The organism is Micromonospora sp. NPDC048170 (assembly GCF_040652795.1).
In the GTDB taxonomy this organism is placed as follows: domain Bacteria; phylum Actinomycetota; class Actinomycetes; order Mycobacteriales; family Micromonosporaceae; genus Micromonospora.
The window spans coordinates 75,944-95,942 of sequence record NZ_JBEZMR010000013.1 but is presented as its reverse complement, the minus strand read 5'-3'; the positions used below and the strand labels follow the sequence as shown (position 1 = coordinate 95,942).

At 72.6% G+C, this 19,999-nt stretch carries 24 protein-coding genes; 15 read left to right on the top strand and 9 right to left on the bottom strand.

Annotated elements, in window-relative coordinates; all coding sequences use genetic code 11:
* Positions 1-8 precede the first annotated feature (8 nt).
* Positions 9-284: a hypothetical protein gene (locus tag AB0D32_RS18690; protein WP_357091256.1), complete on the bottom strand. Its 276-nt coding sequence runs from the start codon at positions 282-284 to the stop codon at positions 9-11.
* The gene (locus tag AB0D32_RS18685; protein ID WP_357091254.1) at positions 281-919 is read right to left on the bottom strand and encodes a nucleotidyltransferase; all 639 of its coding nucleotides are present in this window, start codon (positions 917-919) and stop codon (positions 281-283) included. Before AB0D32_RS18685 ends, AB0D32_RS18690 begins: the two co-directional genes overlap by 4 nt.
* Before the next feature lie 103 nt (positions 920-1,022).
* Here AB0D32_RS18685 and AB0D32_RS18680 point away from each other — a divergent pair, with 103 nt between their 5' ends.
* The 4 genes from AB0D32_RS18680 (at position 1,023) to AB0D32_RS18665 (ending at position 5,264) form a co-directional block, all read left to right on the top strand.
* A complete protein-coding gene (locus AB0D32_RS18680; protein ID WP_357091252.1) occupies positions 1,023-1,730 on the top strand; it encodes a dTMP kinase in 708 nt (235 codons plus the stop codon).
* 254 nt (positions 1,731-1,984) lie between these two features.
* Entirely contained in the window at positions 1,985-2,899 is a 915-nt protein-coding gene (locus AB0D32_RS18675) for a MurR/RpiR family transcriptional regulator (protein WP_357091250.1), read from the top strand.
* Positions 2,896-3,852 (top strand): N-acetylmuramic acid 6-phosphate etherase, encoded by a 957-nt coding sequence (gene murQ / locus AB0D32_RS18670; RefSeq protein ID WP_357091248.1) that lies wholly within the window; start codon positions 2,896-2,898, stop codon positions 3,850-3,852. Before AB0D32_RS18675 ends, murQ begins: the two co-directional genes overlap by 4 nt.
* A 422-nt stretch (positions 3,853-4,274) precedes the next feature.
* Positions 4,275-5,264 carry a sigma-70 family RNA polymerase sigma factor gene (locus AB0D32_RS18665; protein WP_357091383.1) on the top strand — a complete coding sequence of 330 codons (990 nt, stop codon included), beginning with the start codon at positions 4,275-4,277 and terminating at the stop codon, positions 5,262-5,264.
* A 73-nt stretch (positions 5,265-5,337) separates the two neighbouring features.
* Here the strand turns inward: AB0D32_RS18665 and AB0D32_RS18660 are convergent, their stop codons facing one another.
* Positions 5,338-6,312 carry an NlpC/P60 family protein gene (locus AB0D32_RS18660; RefSeq protein ID WP_357091246.1) on the bottom strand — a complete coding sequence of 325 codons (975 nt, stop codon included), beginning with the start codon at positions 6,310-6,312 and terminating at the stop codon, positions 5,338-5,340.
* Positions 6,313-6,804: 492 nt separating this feature from the next.
* Between AB0D32_RS18660 and AB0D32_RS18655 the strand changes: the two genes are divergently transcribed.
* Positions 6,805-7,329: a DUF6232 family protein gene (locus AB0D32_RS18655; protein ID WP_357091244.1), complete on the top strand. Its 525-nt coding sequence runs from the start codon at positions 6,805-6,807 to the stop codon at positions 7,327-7,329.
* 6 nt (positions 7,330-7,335) lie between these two features.
* Here the strand turns inward: AB0D32_RS18655 and AB0D32_RS18650 are convergent, their stop codons facing one another.
* Entirely contained in the window at positions 7,336-7,665 is a 330-nt protein-coding gene (locus AB0D32_RS18650; RefSeq protein ID WP_357091242.1) for a DUF3817 domain-containing protein, read from the bottom strand.
* A gap of 26 nt (positions 7,666-7,691) precedes the next feature.
* Positions 7,692-8,123 (bottom strand): hypothetical protein, encoded by a 432-nt coding sequence (locus tag AB0D32_RS18645; protein ID WP_357091240.1) that lies wholly within the window; start codon positions 8,121-8,123, stop codon positions 7,692-7,694.
* Positions 8,124-8,243: 120 nt separating this feature from the next.
* On the opposite strand from AB0D32_RS18645, the gene AB0D32_RS18640 reads away from it, so the two are divergent.
* Genes AB0D32_RS18640 through AB0D32_RS18630 form a run of 3 tightly spaced genes read left to right on the top strand, consistent with a single transcriptional unit; the run spans position 8,244 to position 9,463 of the window.
* A complete protein-coding gene (locus tag AB0D32_RS18640; RefSeq protein ID WP_357091381.1) occupies positions 8,244-8,570 on the top strand; it encodes a DUF6158 family protein in 327 nt (108 codons plus the stop codon).
* Positions 8,570-8,890 carry a hypothetical protein gene (locus tag AB0D32_RS18635; protein ID WP_357091238.1) on the top strand — a complete coding sequence of 107 codons (321 nt, stop codon included), beginning with the start codon at positions 8,570-8,572 and terminating at the stop codon, positions 8,888-8,890. Before AB0D32_RS18640 ends, AB0D32_RS18635 begins: the two co-directional genes overlap by 1 nt.
* Positions 8,891-8,926: 36 nt before the next feature.
* On the top strand, positions 8,927-9,463 hold the full coding sequence (locus AB0D32_RS18630) for a DUF1360 domain-containing protein (protein ID WP_357091236.1): 537 nt from the start codon (positions 8,927-8,929) through the stop codon (positions 9,461-9,463).
* Between the two features lie 69 nt (positions 9,464-9,532).
* Here AB0D32_RS18630 and AB0D32_RS18625 read toward each other — a convergent pair whose 3' ends face one another.
* From AB0D32_RS18625 to AB0D32_RS18615, 3 genes are all read right to left on the bottom strand, one after another.
* Positions 9,533-9,742, bottom strand: coding sequence for a hypothetical protein (locus AB0D32_RS18625; protein WP_357091234.1), 210 nt, complete (start codon positions 9,740-9,742; stop codon positions 9,533-9,535).
* 27 nt (positions 9,743-9,769) lie between these two features.
* Entirely contained in the window at positions 9,770-10,018 is a 249-nt protein-coding gene (locus AB0D32_RS18620) for a hypothetical protein (protein ID WP_357091379.1), read from the bottom strand.
* 354 nt (positions 10,019-10,372) lie between these two features.
* The gene (locus tag AB0D32_RS18615; RefSeq protein WP_357091377.1) at positions 10,373-11,470 is read right to left on the bottom strand and encodes a 3-deoxy-7-phosphoheptulonate synthase; all 1,098 of its coding nucleotides are present in this window, start codon (positions 11,468-11,470) and stop codon (positions 10,373-10,375) included.
* A 284-nt stretch (positions 11,471-11,754) separates the two neighbouring features.
* Between AB0D32_RS18615 and AB0D32_RS18610 the strand changes: the two genes are divergently transcribed.
* From AB0D32_RS18610 to AB0D32_RS18590, 5 genes are all read left to right on the top strand, one after another.
* Positions 11,755-11,970 carry a hypothetical protein gene (locus tag AB0D32_RS18610; protein WP_357091232.1) on the top strand — a complete coding sequence of 72 codons (216 nt, stop codon included), beginning with the start codon at positions 11,755-11,757 and terminating at the stop codon, positions 11,968-11,970.
* Positions 11,971-12,185: 215 nt separating this feature from the next.
* Complete coding sequence (locus tag AB0D32_RS18605) at positions 12,186-13,478, top strand: pitrilysin family protein (RefSeq protein ID WP_357091230.1); 1,293 nt, start codon at positions 12,186-12,188, stop codon at positions 13,476-13,478.
* A complete protein-coding gene (locus tag AB0D32_RS18600; protein ID WP_357091228.1) occupies positions 13,478-14,824 on the top strand; it encodes a pitrilysin family protein in 1,347 nt (448 codons plus the stop codon). Before AB0D32_RS18605 ends, AB0D32_RS18600 begins: the two co-directional genes overlap by 1 nt.
* A 256-nt stretch (positions 14,825-15,080) precedes the next feature.
* Complete coding sequence (locus AB0D32_RS18595; protein WP_357091225.1) at positions 15,081-16,106, top strand: aspartate-semialdehyde dehydrogenase; 1,026 nt, start codon at positions 15,081-15,083, stop codon at positions 16,104-16,106.
* Positions 16,107-16,229: 123 nt separating this feature from the next.
* Complete coding sequence (locus tag AB0D32_RS18590; RefSeq protein ID WP_357091223.1) at positions 16,230-16,670, top strand: PPOX class F420-dependent oxidoreductase; 441 nt, start codon at positions 16,230-16,232, stop codon at positions 16,668-16,670.
* A gap of 171 nt (positions 16,671-16,841) precedes the next feature.
* On the opposite strand, the gene AB0D32_RS18585 is transcribed toward AB0D32_RS18590, so the two are convergent.
* The gene (locus tag AB0D32_RS18585; protein WP_357091220.1) at positions 16,842-18,434 is read right to left on the bottom strand and encodes a hypothetical protein; all 1,593 of its coding nucleotides are present in this window, start codon (positions 18,432-18,434) and stop codon (positions 16,842-16,844) included.
* A gap of 248 nt (positions 18,435-18,682) precedes the next feature.
* Here AB0D32_RS18585 and AB0D32_RS18580 point away from each other — a divergent pair, with 248 nt between their 5' ends.
* The gene (locus AB0D32_RS18580) at positions 18,683-19,099 is read left to right on the top strand and encodes a CBS domain-containing protein (protein ID WP_357091218.1); all 417 of its coding nucleotides are present in this window, start codon (positions 18,683-18,685) and stop codon (positions 19,097-19,099) included.
* Positions 19,100-19,405: 306 nt separating this feature from the next.
* Entirely contained in the window at positions 19,406-19,969 is a 564-nt protein-coding gene (locus AB0D32_RS18575; protein WP_357091216.1) for a hypothetical protein, read from the top strand.
* Positions 19,970-19,999: the final 30 nt, after the last annotated feature.

Sequence of the window (19,999 nt, the reverse complement as noted above, 5' to 3'; positions counted from 1 at the left end):
GAACCTCCTCAGGGCAGTTGCTCGATCTCCGTGGGCGCCTGCGCGCGGATCACCCCGATGTCGCTGGTGATCGGCACGTGCGGGAAGCGTTCGGCCACCAGGCGCAGGATCTCCTCCCGGCGGTGCGGGCTCTCGACCTCGCCGTAGAGCACGAGGCCGCGCTCCCGGCGGACCACGGTGATCCCCTGCTCGGCCACGTCCGGGTCCTCGGCGAGCAGCCGGTGGATCTCCGCCTCGACGTACTCGTCGGGCGGTCCGGTGGCGACGTCACGGTGCTCGGTCACGGTGTCCCCTCTCCCTGCGGAGTGCCGGAGTCCGGCACCACCTCCAGCCGATCCAGCAGCACCAGGAACGCCTCCGCGTACGGCGAGTGCTGCGTCTCCTTCCGTACCCGTTCCCAGTCGATCTGCTCCCGCAGGGAACGGGCCAGCGGCAGACCCCGGGCGAAGTCGCAGTAGTGCTGCGAGAAGCTCAGCAACTTGTGCACCATGAGCTGGGTGGCCGAGAGCACCGGCATGTGGATCGCGTCGACCGGCCGGACGACCGTGTCGGCGAACGTCTCCTCGGTCACCGGCGTCTCGATCGGCCGGTGGATCAGGTCGACCATCCGGCCGTCGTCGAAGACCTTGACCAGCCAGTCCTCGGGCGGTCGCTCGGCGACGAAACCCGCCGCGACCAGCGCCTCCAGCGAGCGTTCCACGTCGACCTCGCGGATCAGGAAGTCGACGTCGTGCTCGCTGGAGTGACCGCCGTGGGCGTACACGGCGAAGCTGCCCCCGAGCGCGAAGGGAATCTCTTCCTGCTTGAGCACGGCGGCGACCTTCTTCAACGTGTGCACCAGGCTCTCGTCCCCGCGCTCTGCCATTGGCGTCTCCCGTCGACGGTGGTGGGCGGCTGATCCAACTCCGGTACCCGGCATGGCGGTGGGCCACACCTGGCAGGACGCCACGGTCGGGGTCAACCGGGAGCACGCGGCACAAATCTCCCCGGTGGGCGGGCGTGGGTCGGATAGCCTGTGCAGAGTGTCCAGATCACCAGAGGCACGGCGCGGCAGGGCCCGATTGCGCGCCGTCGCCCTGATCGGCATCGACGGCTCGGGCAAGACCACCCAGGCGCACCGGCTGGCCGACGCGCTCACCGCGGCGGGCCGACCCGCCACCTACCACCGCAACGCCGGCGGGCGGCGCTGGCTGGGCCGTCTCGCGCACCGGCTCGGCCTTCCGGACGCCCAGCGGCTCGTCGGCCGGAGCGGGATGCTGGCGGTGGAGTCCGTGCTCCGCTGGCTGGCCATCGCCCTCGCCCTGCTCAGCTGCCTGGCCACCGGCCGGGTCGCGGTCATGGACCGCTACTCCGTCTGCCAGTACGCGAGCATCCGGGCGCACGGGGGCCAGCGCTGGGAGCGGCTGGCCCGCGTCGGCTACCGGGTGTTCCCGCGACCGCGGGTGACCTTCCTGCTGACCGTCGATCCCGCCGAGGCGTACCGGCGGATCGAGCAGCGTGGCACCGATCACGAGAGCATGCGGTACCTGACCGCCGCGGACACCGCGTACCGGACACTGCCGGAGTACCCGACCTTCGTGGTGGTGGACGCCGGACGCCCGCCGGAGGAGGTCTCCCGGCAGATCCAGGCCCACCTCGCCGGCTGGCTGGAAGCCGACGGGCGTGACGGCCGGCCCGCCGTCACGCCGCCGGGCGCGGACCCGGTCCCGGCCGGCCGGCTGACCGCCTGAGTCGACGGCGTCCGGGCCACGCCGCGTCGTGCCTGGCCGGGCACCGGGCATCGCGGGGGCCGGCGGGGTGGCATCGTCTGTACGAGGGCGGTCGGGCGGCGGCCGTCCGGCAGTGCGCCCGGGCCTCACGGGGGAGGCGACGGCGTCCGGGAAGATGGCACGCTGCCCGAAACGACGCGTCCGGGCAGGCGGTACTTTCGTCAACACGCGGAGTCATGGTTGACGCTCACGCCTCGTGAAAGTAAGTTTCATCCGTGGCGAAGAGTCCGAAGATTTCTGCGAGTCACGAGCCGGGTGGGCTGATCGTCCACATCAGCGGCCTGCTCCCGTCGTTGTCGCCGGCCGAGCAGCGGGTCGCCCGGTTGGTGGTCGCCGACCCGGCCGACGCCGCGCGTCGGACCATCACCGATCTCGCCACCGCCGCCGAGACATCCGAGGCGACCGTCATCCGGTTCTGCCGGTCGGTCGGCATGGACGGCTACCCGCAGCTGCGGATCCGGCTCGCCGCCGAGGCCGCCCGCCGGGTGGAGCCGCCGGACGCCAGGGTGGTCGGCGGCGACATCCCGCCCGGGGCCGACCTCGCCCAGATCATCGCGACCATCGCCTTCAACGACGCACGGGCCGTCGAGGAGACGGCCGAGCAGCTCGACCCGGCGATCTGCGAGCAGGTCGTCGACGCCATCGCGGGGGCTGCCCGGATCGACGTCTACGGGGCGGGTGCCAGCGGCTTCGTCGCCTCGGACTTCCAGCAGAAGCTGCACCGCATCGGCCGCACCGCCTTCTACTTCCCGGACGTGCACACCGCGCTGACGTCGGCCGCGCTGCTCGGGCGGGGTGACGTCGCGGTCGGCATCTCGCACACCGGCACCACCTCCGACGTGATCGAGGTGCTGGAGCAGGCCCGGGCCCGCGGGGCGGCGACGGTGGCGCTCACCAACTTCCCCCGCTCGCCGATCACCGAGGTGGCCGACTTCGTGCTCACCACGGCCGCCCGCGAGACCACCTACCGCTCCGGTGCGATGGCGAGCCGGCTGGCCCAGCTCACCGTCGTCGACTGCCTCTTCGTCGGGGTGGCCGCCCGCAACCGCTCCCGGGCCAGGAAGGCCCTCGAAGCGACAGCCGAGGCGGTCCTGTCGCGCCGGGTCGGCCCGGGACGGAGGCGGTCATGACGGCGGGCGCGGTGGAACCCCACGAGGTGACGTCCCCGGTGGCGGCCCGGCCGGTGATCCGGGTCGGCGCGCCGACGGAGCGACGCAACCCGCTCAGCACGGACCTCGACCTCATGTCGACCCGGGACGTGCTCACGGTGATCAACGAGGCGGACCGGCGGGTCCCCGGCGCCGTCGCCGACGTCCTCGACGAGATCGCCGCGACGGTGGACCTGGCGGTGACCGCCCTGCGTGGCGGGCACCGGGTGCACTACTTCGGCGCAGGCACCTCGGGCCGGCTCGGTGTGCTCGACGCCGCCGAGCTCGCACCCACCTTCAACTCGCCCCGGCACTGGTTCTGCGCCCACATCGCGGGCGGGCCCGAGGCCATGTGGCGGGCGGTCGAGGACGCCGAGGACGACGACCGGGGCGGCGCGGCCGAGGTCGCCGACTGCGTACGGGCCGGGGACCTGGTGGTCGGACTCGCCGCCAGCGGACGCACACCGTACGTCCTGGGGGCGCTGGCCGCGTCGAGGGCCAAGGGGGCCTCGACCGTGCTGCTCTGTGCCAACCCGGAGGCGGCGGCCGCCCGGTCGGTGGACGTCTTCATCGGGGTGGACACCGGACCGGAGGTCGTCACCGGGTCGACCCGGATGAAGGCGGGCACCGCGCAGAAGCTGGTGCTGAACACGTTCTCGACGGCCGTGATGGTCCGACTGGGCCGGGTCTACTCGAATCTCATGATCGACATGGTGGCCACCAACGCCAAGCTCCGGGGCCGGATGATCTCGATTCTGATCGAGGCCACGGGCTGCTCGGAGGAGATCTGCCGGCGGGCCCTGAACGAGGCGGACGGCGACATGAAGGCGGCGCTGGTCTCGCTCGTCTCCGGGGTGGAGGTCTCCGCCGCGCGGGCCGCCCTGGCCCGCTCCGCCGACCAGGTCCGCGGCGCCCTGGCCCTGCTCGCCTCCTGACCCCCCGCCTCTCTGCGAGCCCCGTCACATACGGGCACGGATTCCCGGCGCGGATTGTTCATCGAGGGGTGGGGTATTACCACGGGCGTGGATGAACCCACCCGTGCACCGGTGCGTGTCTGGCAAGTGACCAGGATCGCAGCGCGGCGGTGACCCGGGTCGCTGTGTCTTCGGGGCGGGCGATGCTGCCATGGACCGGGGGACGGCGACACGTCGATCCACCGCCCCTGACGTGGTGCCCATCGGAGAGCCGCCACCTGGGGTGCTGACAGCAAACGTGGATCGCGCTCTCAGCGGATTATCAGGCATTCGTGACACTTTCGACTCACGACATGGAATCCCCGACGCGTCTCAACTGTTGTGTAGGTGTCAGCACCGGTGGGCACAGCGCAAGTTACGGGGGAGGGCTGATGGACGTGGGGATGGCAAGGAACCGGGCAACCGGCGCGAGCGAGGGGACCGTGGGCAACGTGGACAAGAACATCGGCATGCGAACCGACGAGGTTGCCGAGGAGCGCGACCTGGTCGGCGTCTACCTTCACGAGATCTCCCGGACGCCGCTGCTGGACGCCGCCAGGGAAGTCGATCTCTCCAAGGCAATCGAGGCCGGCCTCTACGCCGAGCACCTGCTCGGCGAGGACCGCGTCCCCGCCGGTGTCGACCGGGACGACCTGGAGCGGCTGGTCGCCGAGGGTGAGCGGGCCAAGGACCTCTTCATCCGGGCCAACCTGCGGCTGGTCGTGTCGATCGCCCGCCGCTATGTCCGTTCGGGCATGCCCATGCTGGATCTGATCCAGGAGGGCAACACCGGCCTGGTGCGCGCGGTCGAGAAGTTCGACTACGTGCGCGGCTACAAGTTCTCCACCTACGCGACCTGGTGGATCCGCCAGGCGATCAGCCGGGCGATCGCCCAGCAGGAGCGCACCGTGCGACTGCCGGTGCACCTGGTCGAGGACGTCAACCGGATGCGTAACGTGGCCCGGCAGCTCACCCGCGAGCTGGGCAGCGACCCGGAGCCGGAGCAGATCGCGGCGGCCCTCGGGGTCACCGTCGAGCGGGTCAACGAGCTGGTCCGCTGGTCGCAGGACACCGTCTCGCTGGACACCCCGGTGGGCGACGACGGCGACACCAACCTCGGTGACCTGGTCGCCGACAGCGACGCGCCGTCGCCGGAGGAGATCGTCCTGACGGGGCTGGAGCGGCAGCGGATCGAGGGCCTGCTCAACCACCTCGACGACCGCTCGGCCGGCATCATGCGGGCCCGCTACGGGCTGGAGGACGGCCGGGAGCACTCGCTCACCGAGGTGGCCTCGCGGTTCTCGCTGTCCCGGGAGCGGATCCGGCAGCTGGAGATCCAGGCGCTCGGCCGGCTCCGCGAGCTGGCCCGGGCCGAGGGACTTCAGGCGGCCTGAGCGGGGTAGGAACGACGGCGAACGGCCGGCGTCCGGTAGGGGGACGCCGGCCGTTCGCCGTCTCCGGGCGGGGTCAGCGGACCCGGCCGTAACCGTGGATGGGCATCAGGTTGATGCCGCGTTTGAGCACGTTGCGCCCGGCGCTTGGCGCGTCGATCACCTGGCCGCCGCCGACGTAGATGCCCATGTGCCCGAGCCCGCTGTAGAAGACGAGGTCACCGGGCCGCAGCTCGCTCCGGCTGATGTGGGCGACCGCGCTCCACTGCATCCGGGTGTTGTGCGGCAGCGACTTGCCGGCCGCCCGCCAGGCCGCCGAGGTCAGGCCCGAGCAGTCGTAGCCGTTCGGCCCGTCGGCGCCCCAGACGTACGGCTTGCCGAGTGCGCCGTACGCGTACCGCACCGCGACGCCGGCCCGGCCGGAGACGGCGGGCGCGTCCTTCGCGCTGTCGGGCCGGGCGGTCGGCTTCTCCGTGGCCCGGCCGTACGCCTGCCGGCGCAGCTCGTAGAGCTCGGCCAGGTCGCGCTCGATCCGTTTCTTGGCGGCGGTCATCTCGCGGGCCTGGGCCGCCTGCCTGCCCAGCGTGACCTCCAGCCGGGTCTTCTCGTCGAGCAGCCGGCGCTGGTTGCCGGTGAAGTTCGTGATCTTCGCCTGCCGCTGCCGGGTGAGCTGGTCGAGCATCCCGATCCGGTCCAGCAGGGTGTCGGCGTCGCCGGCACGCAGCAGCGCCTCCGCGGTGGTCAGGTTGCTGCCGGTCTTGTACGCGGTCACCGCCATCTCGCCGACGTCGGCCCGGCTCCGCTCGGTCTCCTGCTCCAGTGGACCGATCCGGCTCTGCACCCGCGCGACGGCGGCCTGGTTGGCCTTGATCTCCTCCCGGATCTTGTTGTACGCCTCGACGACGTGTTCCAGCTGGTTGGAGGAGTTCTCGATCCGCCGGGTCAGCTCGGCGGGGGACGGTTCGGCCCGGGCGGGTACCGCCGGTGCGAGCAGCGTGGCCGACAGCACGGCGACCGCCAGGGCGCGCAGCGTGTATCTGAGGGACGACAAGAGCGGAATGCTCCTCTCCCACCGGCCGCCGCGGGCTGCTGACGCCCTCGGCGACACCGGGCCGGTGCTGTCCGGGTGGACGGCGATCGACCGGGCCGGCTCGGACAACCTAACCCGGGGCAGGAGTTGTGCGCAGTTGAAGCAGGGGCGAATGTTGGCGGAGTGACGGAGATTGTTGATCACCGGCCGCCACGGTGAGTGATCTACTTTTCGGGCTCGGCGCAGCTGCATCGCGGCTAATGCCGGTGATGGAGCGATGCGTGCCATTCGTCGTTGTCGACGTATGCCGGTGGAGCCTGGGCCGTTATGACCGACAAGACCGACATGGCGGTCGGAACAGGCGGCACCCGCCACCGGCCCTGTCGGACGCGAGTCATCCAGGCTGGCACGTGCGTCACACAATGAAGCGCGCAGCCGGGAATCCTGTCGACCGGCACCGATGCGAGACCGTCGACGGGAGCCGACCCGGCACCAGCCGCGGGAGGTAGAACCATGAACCCTCAAGGCGCAACCCGAGCGACGCGGTCACCGGGAACGACCGCGAAGAAGAACACGCTCCTCTACGCCCGGCCCGGGATCATCGTGACGGTCGACCGGTTCACCGTCGGACGCAACAGCTGGCAGGTCACCGAGCTGACCCACCTGCACACGGGCCGCGGCCCGCACGACCGCGTCGCGGTACGCGCCGTCGTGGTCACCGGCGCCATGATCGGCGGCGTCGGCCTGCTGCTCGGCTTCAGCGGCGGGCTGCAACGGCTCACCGCGGGGGCGTACCTCGTCCTGGGCGTGGTGTTCCTGCTGCCGGTGCTGGTTGCGCTGGTGGGGGACCGGTGGCGACCGCCGGCGTACGAGCTGTGGGGCAGGCGCCGGGGCGAGCGGGTGCTGCTGTTCAGCAGCGACGACGAGCGGCAGTTCGGCCAGGTCACCCGGGCCCTGCGCCGGGCCCGGGAGATGAACCGGTACGGCGGCTGGGAGGACCCGCTCGCCTCGGCCGACCCGTGGCGGCCGAACCGGTGACCGGCGTCAGCCGGCGACCGGCTCCGGGGTGCGCTCGGACTGTCCGGTCGTCACCCAGGAGCTGACCCGGCGCTCGGCGAAGAAGGAGACGAACGGCACCGTGCCGGCCAGCATCACCAGGACCATCCGCTTCAGCGGCCAGCCCGCCCGGCGGGACAGGTCGAAGGCGGCCAGCAGATAGAGCATGTAGAGGAAGCCGTGCGCCTGACCCACGGTCTCCACCAGGATCGGTTCGTCGAAGCCGTACTTCATCGGCATGCCGATCACGACCAGCAGGATCAGCGCCACGCCGACGATCCAGGCGATGACTCGGTACCGGGTCAGGGCTGCGCCCACCGTCGTCCGTCCTTTCGCGCCCGGCCTCAGCCGGGATAGTCACCGGGCTTCGCGCCCGGGTTGTCGTTCAGCCATTGCAGGTAGTGGTTGTAGGCGGCCAGGTCGCCGTCCTCGACGCCGCCGACAGCCGCGGGCACGCGGGCGACCCGCACCGGTCGGCGTACGACCGGGCGCGGCGCGGCGGCCTCCGGGGCGTCGGCCGGCCGCGTCCCGGCGGCGGGCGACGCCTCCTCGGGCGCGGCCGGTGCCGGGCCGCGCAGCGTGTGCCGGACCTCGCGCCACCAGACGAAGACCACGAAGCAGGCGAAGATCGGCCACTCGACCGCGTAGCCCCAGCTGATCGCGTTGCCGGCGGCGGCCCGGCTGACCTGCCACCAGCCCAGCGCCAGGAAACCGGTGACCAGCACGACCATGGCCACGTGGCGCGCGATCCACGCCGGGGTCCAGAGCCGATTCATGGCATCGAGAGTACCGGGGGCCGCGGCGTTCTCCGACGCGGTGTCGTAGGCGCGGATGGTTTGGTGCCACCCGGCGTGGGCATCCGTCTAGACGCGAGCCCAAACCAGACCAGGGGGTCGATCATGACGGGATCTGTACGGCAGGACGACTTCGGCAGCCCGGAGCAGCGGATGCCGGAGTGGGACGGCGACCATGTCCACGACAGGGCCTCCGGCGTGGCGGACCAGCCCGACGCCGACCTGCTCGGCGTCGACCCCGCCGAACTGGGCGACGAGGACCTGATCCGGGAGATGCACAGCCTGCACCGCACCCGCCTGGACACCCTGCGCCACGCGGCGGACTCCGCGCTCGCCAACCACCTGCGGCGCACCGCCGAGCTGGAGACCGAGTACCTCGCTCGGCATCCCGGCCGCGAGGTCGACCCGAGCCGGCTGCGGGACGCGTGATGGCGTCCGCCGAGCGCGGGATGTCCGCGCCGCCGGAGGTCGTGTTCAACACCGCCACCGACCCCGCCCGGGCGTCGGCGTGGCTGCCCGAGCCGCTGCGGGCCGACGGCAGCCCGGCCGAGGAGGTCAGCACCGAGGAACTGCGGGCCCGGTGGAGCGGCGCCGAGGACTGGTCGGCCGAGATCCGGGTGGAGCCCGCCCAGGCCGGTGGCGCCCGGATGCGGCTCGACCTGACCGGCGGGCCGGACGCCGAGCGGCTGGCCGACGAGGCGCTGGACAGCCTCGCCCGTGAGGTGGCCGACAACCTACAGGCCGGCTGAGCCGGACCGCGCGACCCGAGAGACCGAGGAGACCGGGTGACCGACCTGAGGGAGAAGGTGGCGCGGCTGCGCCAGGCGTACGCGCCGCACGAGCACCGGCCGCTGGGCGGATACCTGGCGGCGATGGGAACGTACGCCGGGGTGACCGCCGGCATCGCCGGTCTGGTCCGGGTGACCGGTCGGTCGGTGCCCGAGCGCCCCACCCCGGCCGACGTGGTGCTGCTCGGCATCGCCACCCACAAACTGAGCCGACTGCTGTCGAAGGACGCGGTGACGAGCCCGCTGCGGGCACCGTTCACCCGGTACGACAAGCCGATCGGCAGCGGCGAGGTGATGGAGCAGGTCCGTGACCAGGGCAGCTCCACCCGGCACGCCATCGGGGAGCTGCTGAGCTGCCCGTTCTGCCTCGCCGTCTGGGTCGCCACCGGGCTCACCGGCGGGCTGGTGCTCGCCCCCCGACTGACCCGCCTGGTGGCCACCGCGCTGACCGCCGTGGCCGCCTCGGACTTCCTCCAGATGGCGTACGCGATGGCGCAGCAGGCGGCCGAGGGCGGCGGCCACGACGAGGACTGACGGCGTACGCACGCGAAAGGGGGCCGGCGCAGAGCCGGCCCCCTTTCGCGTCGGTGTCCCGCCGGAGCGTCAGGTCGGGGTCGTGCCGTGGTCCTCGCCGGCCCAGCCCCGGGAGGCCTCCGGCTCGCGCTCGTCGGCGTCCGCCCCGGTGATGATGTCCCGGTCGACAGCCGTACGGTCGTGTTCGTCGGCGAAGTCGGGCTCCGGCAGCGTGTCCCGGCCTCCCGGGGGTTGACCGAGTGCCGGTGGCCCCTCGCGTTTTTCCTCGTGGTGGGACATCTCGCTCTCCTCACTGCCTCGGGGGCGTCAGGTGACCGAACCGCCGAGCAGGTCGGCCACCTCGTCCACGGCGTACGTGCCCTCTGGCAGGGCGGCCAGGCGGGTGAGGAGCTGCGCGGGAAGCTCCGCGGCAACCGCCCGGCGGTAGATGTCGGCCTGACTGATCCGTTCCTGACCGTGGTAGAGATCCTCGAGCAGCTCGTCGAGGCGCCTGGTGTCCGGCTGCTCGATCACGGGCGCTTCGGTCACGGGTGCGTCATCGGTCACGTCGGTCAGCTACCCGCGTCCGAATCGGTCAAACGTCACCGCGCGGCCGGCGCCCGCGCCCTCTCCGACCGGTTCGGGCGTGCCGCCGGGCTGTGACGACGGTCATGGCGGAGGCCGGAACACCGGCGACCGGTCGCCCGTTGAGTGAGGTGTCGGTGTGCCAAGTGTCCCCGGGCCTCACCTAAATAGCCTTCGCGGAATACCGTCCGGCTGGAGCCGCGTCGCGCCACTCGCCGAGAGGCGACCTGCACACCGACACCGGTGCCGCCCCCGAGCCCTCAGGGCCCGGGGGCGGCACTGTCTGTCCCCACTTCCCGCCCCGCCCGGTCTCATGATCACCGGGGACCGGACGGGGCGGAGAGGTCAGGCGGGAGCGGTGGCGAGGGCGCGGCGGCGGGCGCGGACGGCGGAAGCCAGGTGGGTGAGGACCTCCTCGGTGGTGTCCCAGCCGATGCAGGCGTCGGTGACCGACTGGCCGTACGTCAGATCCCGGGTCGGATCGAGGTCCTGGCGGCCGGGGAAGAGGAAGCTCTCCAACATGATCCCGACGATGCCGCGCTGCCCGGCGTCGAGCTGGGCGGCCACGTCGGCGGCCACCCTCGGCTGGTTGCGGTGGTCCTTGCCGCTGTTGGCGTGGCTCGCGTCGATCACCACGCGCTCGGGCAGGTCGGCCGCCCGCAGCAGGTCCAGGGCGCCGGCCACCGACTCCGCGTCGTAGTTGGGTCGGCCGCCCCCGCCGCGCAGCACCAGGTGCCCGTCGGCGTTGCCCCGGGTGTGCAGGATCGCCGGCGTACCGGAGACGTCGATGCCGGGGAAGACGTGCGGCACGCCGGCGGCCCGGATGGCGTCCACGGCGGTGCCGATGCTGCCGTCCGGGCGGTTCTTCATGCCGATCGGCATCGACAGGCCGGAGGCGAGCTGCCGGTGCACCTGGCTCTCCACCGTGCGCGCGCCGATCGCGCCCCACGCCACCGTGTCGGCGATGTACTGCGGGGTGATCGGGTCGAGGAACTCGCAGCCGACGGGGAGCCCCAGGCGCAGCACGTCGAGCAGGAGCGCGCGGGCGGTACGCAGGCCGGTGTTGACGTCGCCGGAGCCGTCCAGCCCGGGATCGTTGATCAGGCCCTTCCAGCCCACCGTGGAGCGCGGCTTCTCGAAGTAGACCCGCATCACCACCAGCAGGTCGTCGGCCACCCGGTCGGCGGCGGCGCGGAGCCGCCGGGCGTATTCCAGGGCGGCGGCCGGGTCGTGCACCGAGCACGGGCCGACCACCACCAGCAGGCGGTCGTCGGCGCCGTCCAGCACCCGGCCGACCGCGCGCCGCCCCGTCAGCACGGCCGAGGCGAGCGTGTCGTCGAGGGGAAGCTCGTGGTGCAGCAGGGCCGGAGTGGTCAGCGGCACGACACGGTCGATCCGCTGATCGCTGACCCGATCGGTCTCCGGGGTCGTCACGGTGGGAATCCTTTCGCCGACCGTGCCCCGGGGCCGGTGCCCAGGTCGAGCCGGCTGCTCGTACGCAAAAAGGCAGGAGCGAGAGCTCCTGCCCGGCCGGCTCGAAAAGTGGTGACGTCAGATCATGGTGAAGTCACCGGCGTGCGAGCCGGCTGCCTAAACCATCGATACGAACGCGTCACGCGGCCCAGCCTACCCGATCGCGCCGGAAGGTCCACCCCTGTCGCCCACCTCGCGGGACCGATCACGATCATGCGGCGTGCCGGCGGCGCCGACGGGGTATGTGAGCGGTCATGAGTCACGAGCAGAGCGACCAGGAACGAGTGGAGTCCCGCGCGCACCTGCTGCCCGAGGAGGCGGCAGCCGGCAGCGACGACGCCCGGGCGCAGGCGGAAGCCATCCTCAGGGAGTCCGACATCCGGGAGGAGCACCGCAACGCGGCCCCGGACACCGTGCTGGAACGGCGTAACTCCGATCAGACGGTCACCCCCATCGAACCCCCGGACTGAGACTCGGTGCCCGGGCCGGTGCCAGCTGACCTGCCCGGACGGCCGCCACGGCCCGGCGGCGGACGCGACCACGAGCACCAGGCGTGGCGCGTCCTCCGCCGGGCCGTCGCGTACCCGCCGCGGCGGGTACGTCCGGGGCCGCGGCGGGCTCGGCCGGCACGTCGCCCGAGCGGCGCGTCTCCTTCCGGCGCACCTGATCGGATAGCGTCGTGCCCATGCCCGACAGCGGTTACCCCTGGCCCATCGAGACCACCCGACTGGACAACGGCCTGCGCGTGGTGGTGAGTGAGGACCGCACCGCCCCCGCGGTCGCCGTGAACCTCTGGTACGACGTCGGCTCCCGGCACGAGCCCGAGGGGCAGACGGGCTTCGCCCACCTCTTCGAGCACCTGATGTTCGAGGGCTCCGTCAACGTGGCGAAGACCGAGCACATGAAGCTGGTGCAGGGTTCGGGCGGCTCGCTCAACGCCACCACCAACCCGGACCGCACCAACTACTTCGAGACCGTCCCCGCCGAGCACCTGGAACTGGCGCTCTGGCTGGAGGCGGACCGGATGGGCGGCCTGGTCCCCGCGCTGACCCAGGAGACGCTGGACAACCAGCGGGACGTGGTCAAGAACGAGCGGCGCCAGCGCTACGACAACGTGCCCTACGGCGACGCCTGGCTGCGGCTGCTGCCGCTGCTCTACCCGCCCGGGCACCCCTACCACCACGCCACGATCGGGTCGATGGCCGACCTGAACGCCGCCGACCTGGCGACCTTCCAGGCGTTCCACCAGACCTACTACGCGCCCAACAACGCGGTGCTGACCGTGGTGGGCGACGCCCCGGCCGCCGAGGTCTTCGCGCTGGCCGACAAGTACTTCGGCGCGATCCCGCCTCGCGTGCAGATCCCGCCCGCGCCGGACGGCCGGACCGTCCCGGCCACCGGCCGACCCGCCGTCGAGACGGTCACCGCCGAGGTGCCGGCGCCGCGCGTCTACGTCGCGCACCGCACCCACCCCTTCGGCAGCCCGGGCTACGACGTGATGACGGTGCTCGCCACCGTGCTGGGCAGCGGCCGGGGCAGCCGCCTCTACCAGCGCCTCGCCGACGGGGAGCGGATCGCCCAGCCCGACCTGGTCGGGGCGTACGGGGTGGATCTGGCACACGCCCCCGCACCGCTGATCGCCACCGCCACGGCCCGCCCCGGCGTCACCGCCGAACGGCTGAGCGCCGGCCTGGCCGAGGTGGTCGACGAACTGGCGACCGTCCCGGTCACCGCCACCGAACTCGACCGGGCCAAGTCCCTGCTGAGCACGTCGTGGTGGCGGCAGATGGCCACGGTGGACGGCCGGGCGGACACGCTCGGGCGCTACGCCACCCAGTTCGGCGACCCGGCGAAGGCCGCGGAGCGGCTGCCGGCCTGGCTCGCGGTGACCGCCGAGCAGATCGCCGAGGCCGCCGCCGAGGTGCTCGGCGCCGACGACCGGGTGACCCTGACCTACCTGCCCGAGGAGAAGCCCTGATGACGCTGATCGCTGACCGTCCCGGGCCGGGCGCCGCCCGCCCCTACCGGTTCCCGCAGGTGATCCGCCGCACGGTGGCGGGTGGTCAGGTGGTCGCCGCGCACCTGCCCGGGCAGAACCTGGCCGTGGCGCTGCTGCTGCTCGACGGGGGCGCCGGCCGCGAGCCCACCGGCAAGGAGGGGCTCGGCGCGGTGCTCGCCAAGGCCCTGGAGGAGGGGACCGCGCAGCGCGACGCGACGGCGTACGCGCTGGCGATCGAAGGGCTCGGCACCGAACTGGTGACCGGGCTGGACTGGGACTCCTTCCAGGTCAGCGTGCAGGTGCCGGTGGAGCGGCTGGGCGCCGCCGTGGCGTTGCTCGCCGAGGCGGTGCGCACCCCGAAGCTGGACCCGGACGACGTCCGGCGCGTCCGCGACGACGAGGCGACCGCGCTGCGGATGGACTGGGCCAACCCCGGCCCCCGCGCCGACGCGGCCCTGCGCGCGGACCTGTTCGGCGCAGACAGCCGCTGGGGCCGCCCCATGTACGGCGACCCGGAGTCCGTGGCCGCCCTGGACGTCGAGGACGTCACCGTCTTCCACTCCGAGTGGTTCATCCGCCCCGGCACCCTGATCGTCGCCGGCGACCTGGACCGGCTCGACCTGGACGCGCTCGGCGCGACTGCCTTCGCCGGCACCGGCGGCGGCCCCGTCGACCGGGGCGGCCCGATCGAGGTGCCGACCCGCCCCGGCCGGCGGATCATCCTGGTGGACCGGCCCGGCTCGGTGCAGTCCACGCTGCGGCTGGGCCACCCGTCGCCGCACCGCGCCCACCCCGACCACGTGCCGATGACACTCGCCGGCACGGTGCTCGGCGGGGCCTTCACCTCCCGGCTCAACCACCTGATCCGCGAGGTGCGTGGCTACACGTACGGCATCCGGGGCGACTTCGCCTCGTCCCGTCGCTTCGGCCGCTTCGGGGTCAGCTCCAGCGTGCAGACGGCCGTCACCGCGCCGGCCGTCGTCGAGGCGGTCGGCGAGATCACCCGTACGCGCCAGACCGGGGTGACCGAGGAGGAGTTGGCGGTCGCGCGTTCCTGGCGGGCCGGGCAACTCTCGGTGGAGTTGCAGAGCCCCCGGGCCATCGCCGCCGCGCTGACCACCCTGGTCGTGCACGACCTGCCGGACGACTACCACGCCCGGCTGCGGGAGTCGCTGCTCGCCGCCGACGTGGCGGAGGTCTCCGCGGCGGCCGCCACGCACCTGCGCCCGGAGGAACTCGCCCTCGTGGTGGAGGGCGACGCCGCGGTGATCCGCGACGAACTCGTCGCCACCGGCCTGGGCGAACTGGTCGATCACGCCTCCTGACCGGCCGGGGCGGTGTGACGTGGGTCGCGCCGCCCCCGGCCGGTGCCGTGGCCCGGCCGGGCGGGTCGGCGTGGATGCTCCGGCGATCCGCCCCGCCGGCCCGCGATTCTTCCGGGCCACCGGCCCGTCCGGCGAGGTCGTTCCGTCCCGGTCGCGGCCCGGGTGACCGGCGCCACCCCCGGTCCTGGCCGCCGCCGGCCCCCGGCCGTGGGAAAGCGTTGCCGGTCGAGCCGTCGGGCTGGGTAGCCTCGCGGGCATGAGGATCGGCATTGTGGGGGCCACCGGCCAGGTCGGTGGCGTGATTCGGCAGGTGCTGGCGGATCGGGAGTTCCCGGCGGAGCAGGTGCGGTTGTTCGCCTCGGCGCGGTCGGCCGGGCGCACCCTGCCCTGGCGGGGCGGCGAGGTGACCGTGGAGGACGCGGCCACCGCCGACTACTCCGGGCTCGACATCGTGCTCTTCTCCGCCGGCAAGGGCAGCGCGAAGGAACTCGCGCCACGGGTCGCCGCCACGGGCGCCGTCGTCATCGACAACTCCTCGGCGTTCCGCATGGACCCCGAGGTGCCGCTCGTCGTCGCCGAGGTCAACCCGCACGCCGCCGCCGTACGCCCCAAGGGGATCATCGCCAACCCGAACTGCACGACGATGGCCGCGATGCCCGTGCTGCGCCCGCTGCACGCCGAGGCGGAGCTGGTCAGCCTGGTCGTCTCGACGTACCAGGCGGTCTCCGGCGCCGGCCTGGCCGGCGTCGCCGAACTCGACGAGCAGGTCCGCAAGGTCGCCGAGCACGCCACCGGCCTCGCCTTCGACGGCACGGCCGTGGAGTTCCCGGCCCCCCGCTCGTTCGCCCGGCCGATCGCGTTCAACGTGCTCCCGCTCGCCGGCTCGATCGTCGACGACGGCAGCTTCGAGACCGACGAGGAACAGAAGCTGCGCAACGAGAGCCGGCGCATCCTGGAGATCCCCGGGCTGCGCGTCTCCGGCACCTGCGTCCGGGTGCCGGTGTTCACCGGCCACTCGCTCCAGATCAACGCCCGGTTCGCCCGCCCGATCACCCCGCAGCGGGCCCACGAGCTGCTCGACGGCGCCCCCGGCGTGGCGCTCGCCGACGTGCCGACCCCGTTGCAGGCCACCGGCCAGGACCCGACCTACGTGGGCCGGATCCGCGCCGACGAGACCGTCGAGCACGGCCTCGCCCTGTTCTGCTCCAACGACAACCTGCGCAAGGGCGCCGCGCTCAACGCGGTGCAGCTGGCCGAGCTGGTCGCCGCCGAGCGCCGCTGACCGACGCGTTCCCGGTCCCCCGCCGGCTTCGGCGGGGGACCGTCTCCTGTCGGTGTACGGAGCGGGCGGGGCGTCCGCCGTGGTTCGATGGGGACGCCGTGACCGGTTCGAGCGGAGGTTGCCATGGCGGACGACGAGACCCAGCGGGCGTTGGCGGACCTGATCGCCGGCCAGCGGCTGGGGGTGCTGGCCACGCTCAAGCGGGACGGGCGACCCCAGCTGTCCACCGTCATCTACGCCTTCGACAGGGAGGCGGCCCTCATCCGGGCCTCGGTGACCGACGGCCGGGCCAAGACCGCCAACCTGCGCCGGGACCCGCGCGCCTCCTTCCACGTCAGCAGCGACGACGGCTGGGCGTACGCGGTCGCGGAGGCGCGCGCCGAGCTGACGCCGGTGGCCGCCGACCCGGACGACGCCACCGTGGAGGAGCTGGTCGACCTCTACCGGGCGATCCAGGGCGAACACCCGGACTGGGCCGACTACCGGCGGGCGATGGTCTCCGAGGGGCGCCTCGTGCTCCGGCTGCACGTCGAACGTCTCTACGGCATGCCGCCGCGCGCCTGACCCGAGGTTCCCGCCGGAGGCCTCAGCAGGTCAAGGTGATCGACCAGGGCCTGGTGGCGGCGCGTCCGGCGATCCCTGCGTGCTGTCGGCGGACGTCGCGTGCTGAGCTGTCCGACGACAAAGGTGCGGCCCTCCCGGGCGAGGGAGGGCCGCACCTTCGTACGTAGCAGGTCAGGCCGCTGGCAGGCTGGTGAACACCAGCGGCCCGGACGGTGCCGGAGCACCGCCGTTGGGGTAACCCCAGAGCGCGCGGTTGCCCGCCGAGGTGCTGAGCGTGAAGCCCACCGTGTACGTCCCCGGCGGCAGGTCGCGGAAGTACACCGGCAGCGAGACGCGCCCGTCGGGCTCGACCTGGATGCCGCCGCCCGCGCCGCCAACGGAGTGGCCGAGGGAGTTGTAGATGGTGGTCGAGAAACCGGTCACCGGAGCGAGCGTGACGTCGTCGATGGTGACGTTGACGGTGATGCCGTTGAACAGGTCACCCGGAGCGGCCTCGGTGCGGCTCAGTGCCGCCGCGATCGCCACCGGCTGGGCCGTGTCGGGCACCCGAGTGGCCCGCAGGTCGAGCACGGGCCCGCCGTAGTAGGCGCCGTACGCCGAGACCGAACCGGCCGCGTCGGTGAGCAGGATTCCGTTGACGGTGCAGGAGGTGGTCAGCGCGCTCATCACCAACGGCAGTGAGTACGTGCCCGCCGGTCCCTCGGTCAGCACCTGGTTCCAGGCCGAGCAGCCCGTGGACTGGACTGAGGCAGTCAACTCGCCCTGTACTCCGCTGGCGGTGAACGTCAGGGAGGTCGTCGCCGAGTCGCGCCAGTTGTTCACCTGCGTCGGGTTCAGCGCGAACCCGGTGGCGCCTATCGTCTCGTTGCGGGTGACCCGCACCGTCGGCACGTCGAGGCCGGTGTAGCGCTTGGTGTTGCCGACCCGGTCGGTCAGGCTGACCGCCTTCACCTTCCAGTCGCCGGTGGGGCTGCCGGCCGGAAGGGTCACCGGCACGTTGCACTGGACCAACCAGAATTCCCAGTTCTCCGTGTCACCGCAGAGCATGCCGCCCTGGTCGGTGCGCACCAGACTGATCGGTGCGACGACCTCGGCGGCGCCGGGGCCGTCCAGCACGAGGCGACCCTTCCAGAAGCCCGCGCCCGGCTCGTCCTGGATCCGCAAGCCGTAGCGCAGGGTTACGCCGGAGCCGTCGTCGTACACAGGACTCCTGGTCGGCGATCCGAGCCAGACCTGGTCGGCCACCGGCGGCGCGGTGTCGGGGGTCTGGACGGCGGTCAGCACGGCGGCCGGGCTGATCTTGTCGCCGGACAGGGTCCGCGTCGTGCCCTGGTCGTCGGTCGCGGTGATCTTCGTGACGCGGTAGGTCACCGGCGCCGCCGGGCCGTACTCGGTCACGAGGAAGTCGTACGCGTACGACGATCTGGCGATCCCGCCCGTGTGCGGCCCGACGACGGGCCAGCCGCCGAGACCGAACCGGATCTGCTCGACCGGCCCGACCGGGGTGGTGCCGCTGTAACGCCGCACGTAGATGCTGCCACTGAGATCCTGGGCGGTGGTCGACGTGTCGGTCACCGTCCAGTTCAGGGTGACGGTCGTGCCGCCGGTGGTGGTGTCGACCTGCTCCGTCGCGAATGCGATGTCCGAAAAGGTGATCTTCGGCTTCGCCGCCACGGCCGGTGCGGCAGCCGCCGCGAGCAGCGCTGTGGCCGTAAGGGCCGTGGCCAGGATGCGTGAGACTGCGCAGAGGCGCGCAGCGGCCATTGTGTCCTCCCCGTTGACGTACGACCGGACCGCGATGGTCCGGTCGGCATGGCCCGCCGTACGGCGGACCGCGCGCGTAGCGTATTTGACGGGCGTCGAAGTGAAAACGCGAATACGGCCTTTCTGACGCGGCGGCGCCGTAGGACCCATTCGCCTCCTGTGGGCGGGTCGGCCGCGCTCGGGCCGCGTCGCGTTACCCCGTTCGGCCGGCGGGTAGACGGCGGTGCCGACACCGAGAGGGGAGCACCATGACAACGGTCGGAGAGTTCATGACGACCCGGTTGGTGACGATGGACGGCAACGACACGCTGACCGCCGCGGCGCAGGAGATGCGCGACAGTGCCATCGGCGACGTGGTGGTGACCGACGGCGACAACGTCATAGGAATCGTGACGGACCGGGACATTGCGGTCCGGGGCGTGGCGGAGAACATGGACCCGAACTCGACCCCGCTCAACCGGATCACCAGCAAGGACGTGATCACGGTGAGCCAGTACGACGACGCGGTGGCCGCCGCCGACCTGATGCGGACCTACGCCGTGCGCCGGTTGCCGGTGATCGACGACGGGCGGCTGGTCGGCCTGGTCTCGATGGGCGACCTCGCCGTGGAGCGGGAGCCGCAGTCGGTGCTCGCCGACATCAGCGCCGACGAACCCAACAACTGACCGTCCGCCGCGGCACGCCGGCCTCCCAGGGTGGGGGCCGGCGTGGCGGCTTCAGCGAGGTGGCCGGAGCCCGACCGCTGCCGACGTGCCCGCTCACCGACAGCATGCTCGTCCCGACGCCGACCACGTGTGGACCGCCGGGTCTATGATCTTGCCGTGTCAGCCCAACCCCCCGCACCAGGCCGAATTCCTCCGACAGGATGGCGACCCGTCCACCACGGAGGCCCCGCCGGAAACAGTGTCGGCGGGGCGCCGCCAGCCCCCGTCCTGATGGCGGGAGCCTGGTCGGCCGGCAGGTCCGTCGGGATGACGCTGCTGGTGGTGCTGATGGGCCTCGTGTTCGTCGGGCTGAACACCGGCGTCGCGTATGTCGCCGTCAGCACGAAGGCCGTCCCGATCAGCACCGGGGTGATCCTCTGCCTGGTCTTCGTGATCGCCGTACGTCTGCTGCACCGGGCCGTGTGGCTGGCCTTCCTCGCGGTGGTTCCGGCCCTGTTGGTTCTCGTGGGGTCGGTGCAGTTCGCCCCGGAGGCGGTGCTGGAAGGGCGCGGCGTGCGCCAGGAGGTGACCATCGTCGCCGTCGAGGTCACCGGCAAGCGGCACGCGTTCACGCTCCAGGGCGCCGACGGGCGCCTCGACGAGCCGCTGATCTATCAGGGCAGCAACCCGAACCACCGGGTCGGCGACCGACTCGCCGTGCTCACCGATCCGGAGGGGAAGGTCGAACTCGAAGTCGCCGACCGGGTCGACTCCGGCGGGATGCTGGGGATGCTGCTCCTCGGCGGGGCCGGCTGGACCTGTATCGCGCTGCTCGCCGGGTGGCGCGGCCACGTTCGTCGCCGGAAGGGCCGGCACGACATCTGGACCTGATCCCCGGCGCCGTCACCACCTCGGCGAAGA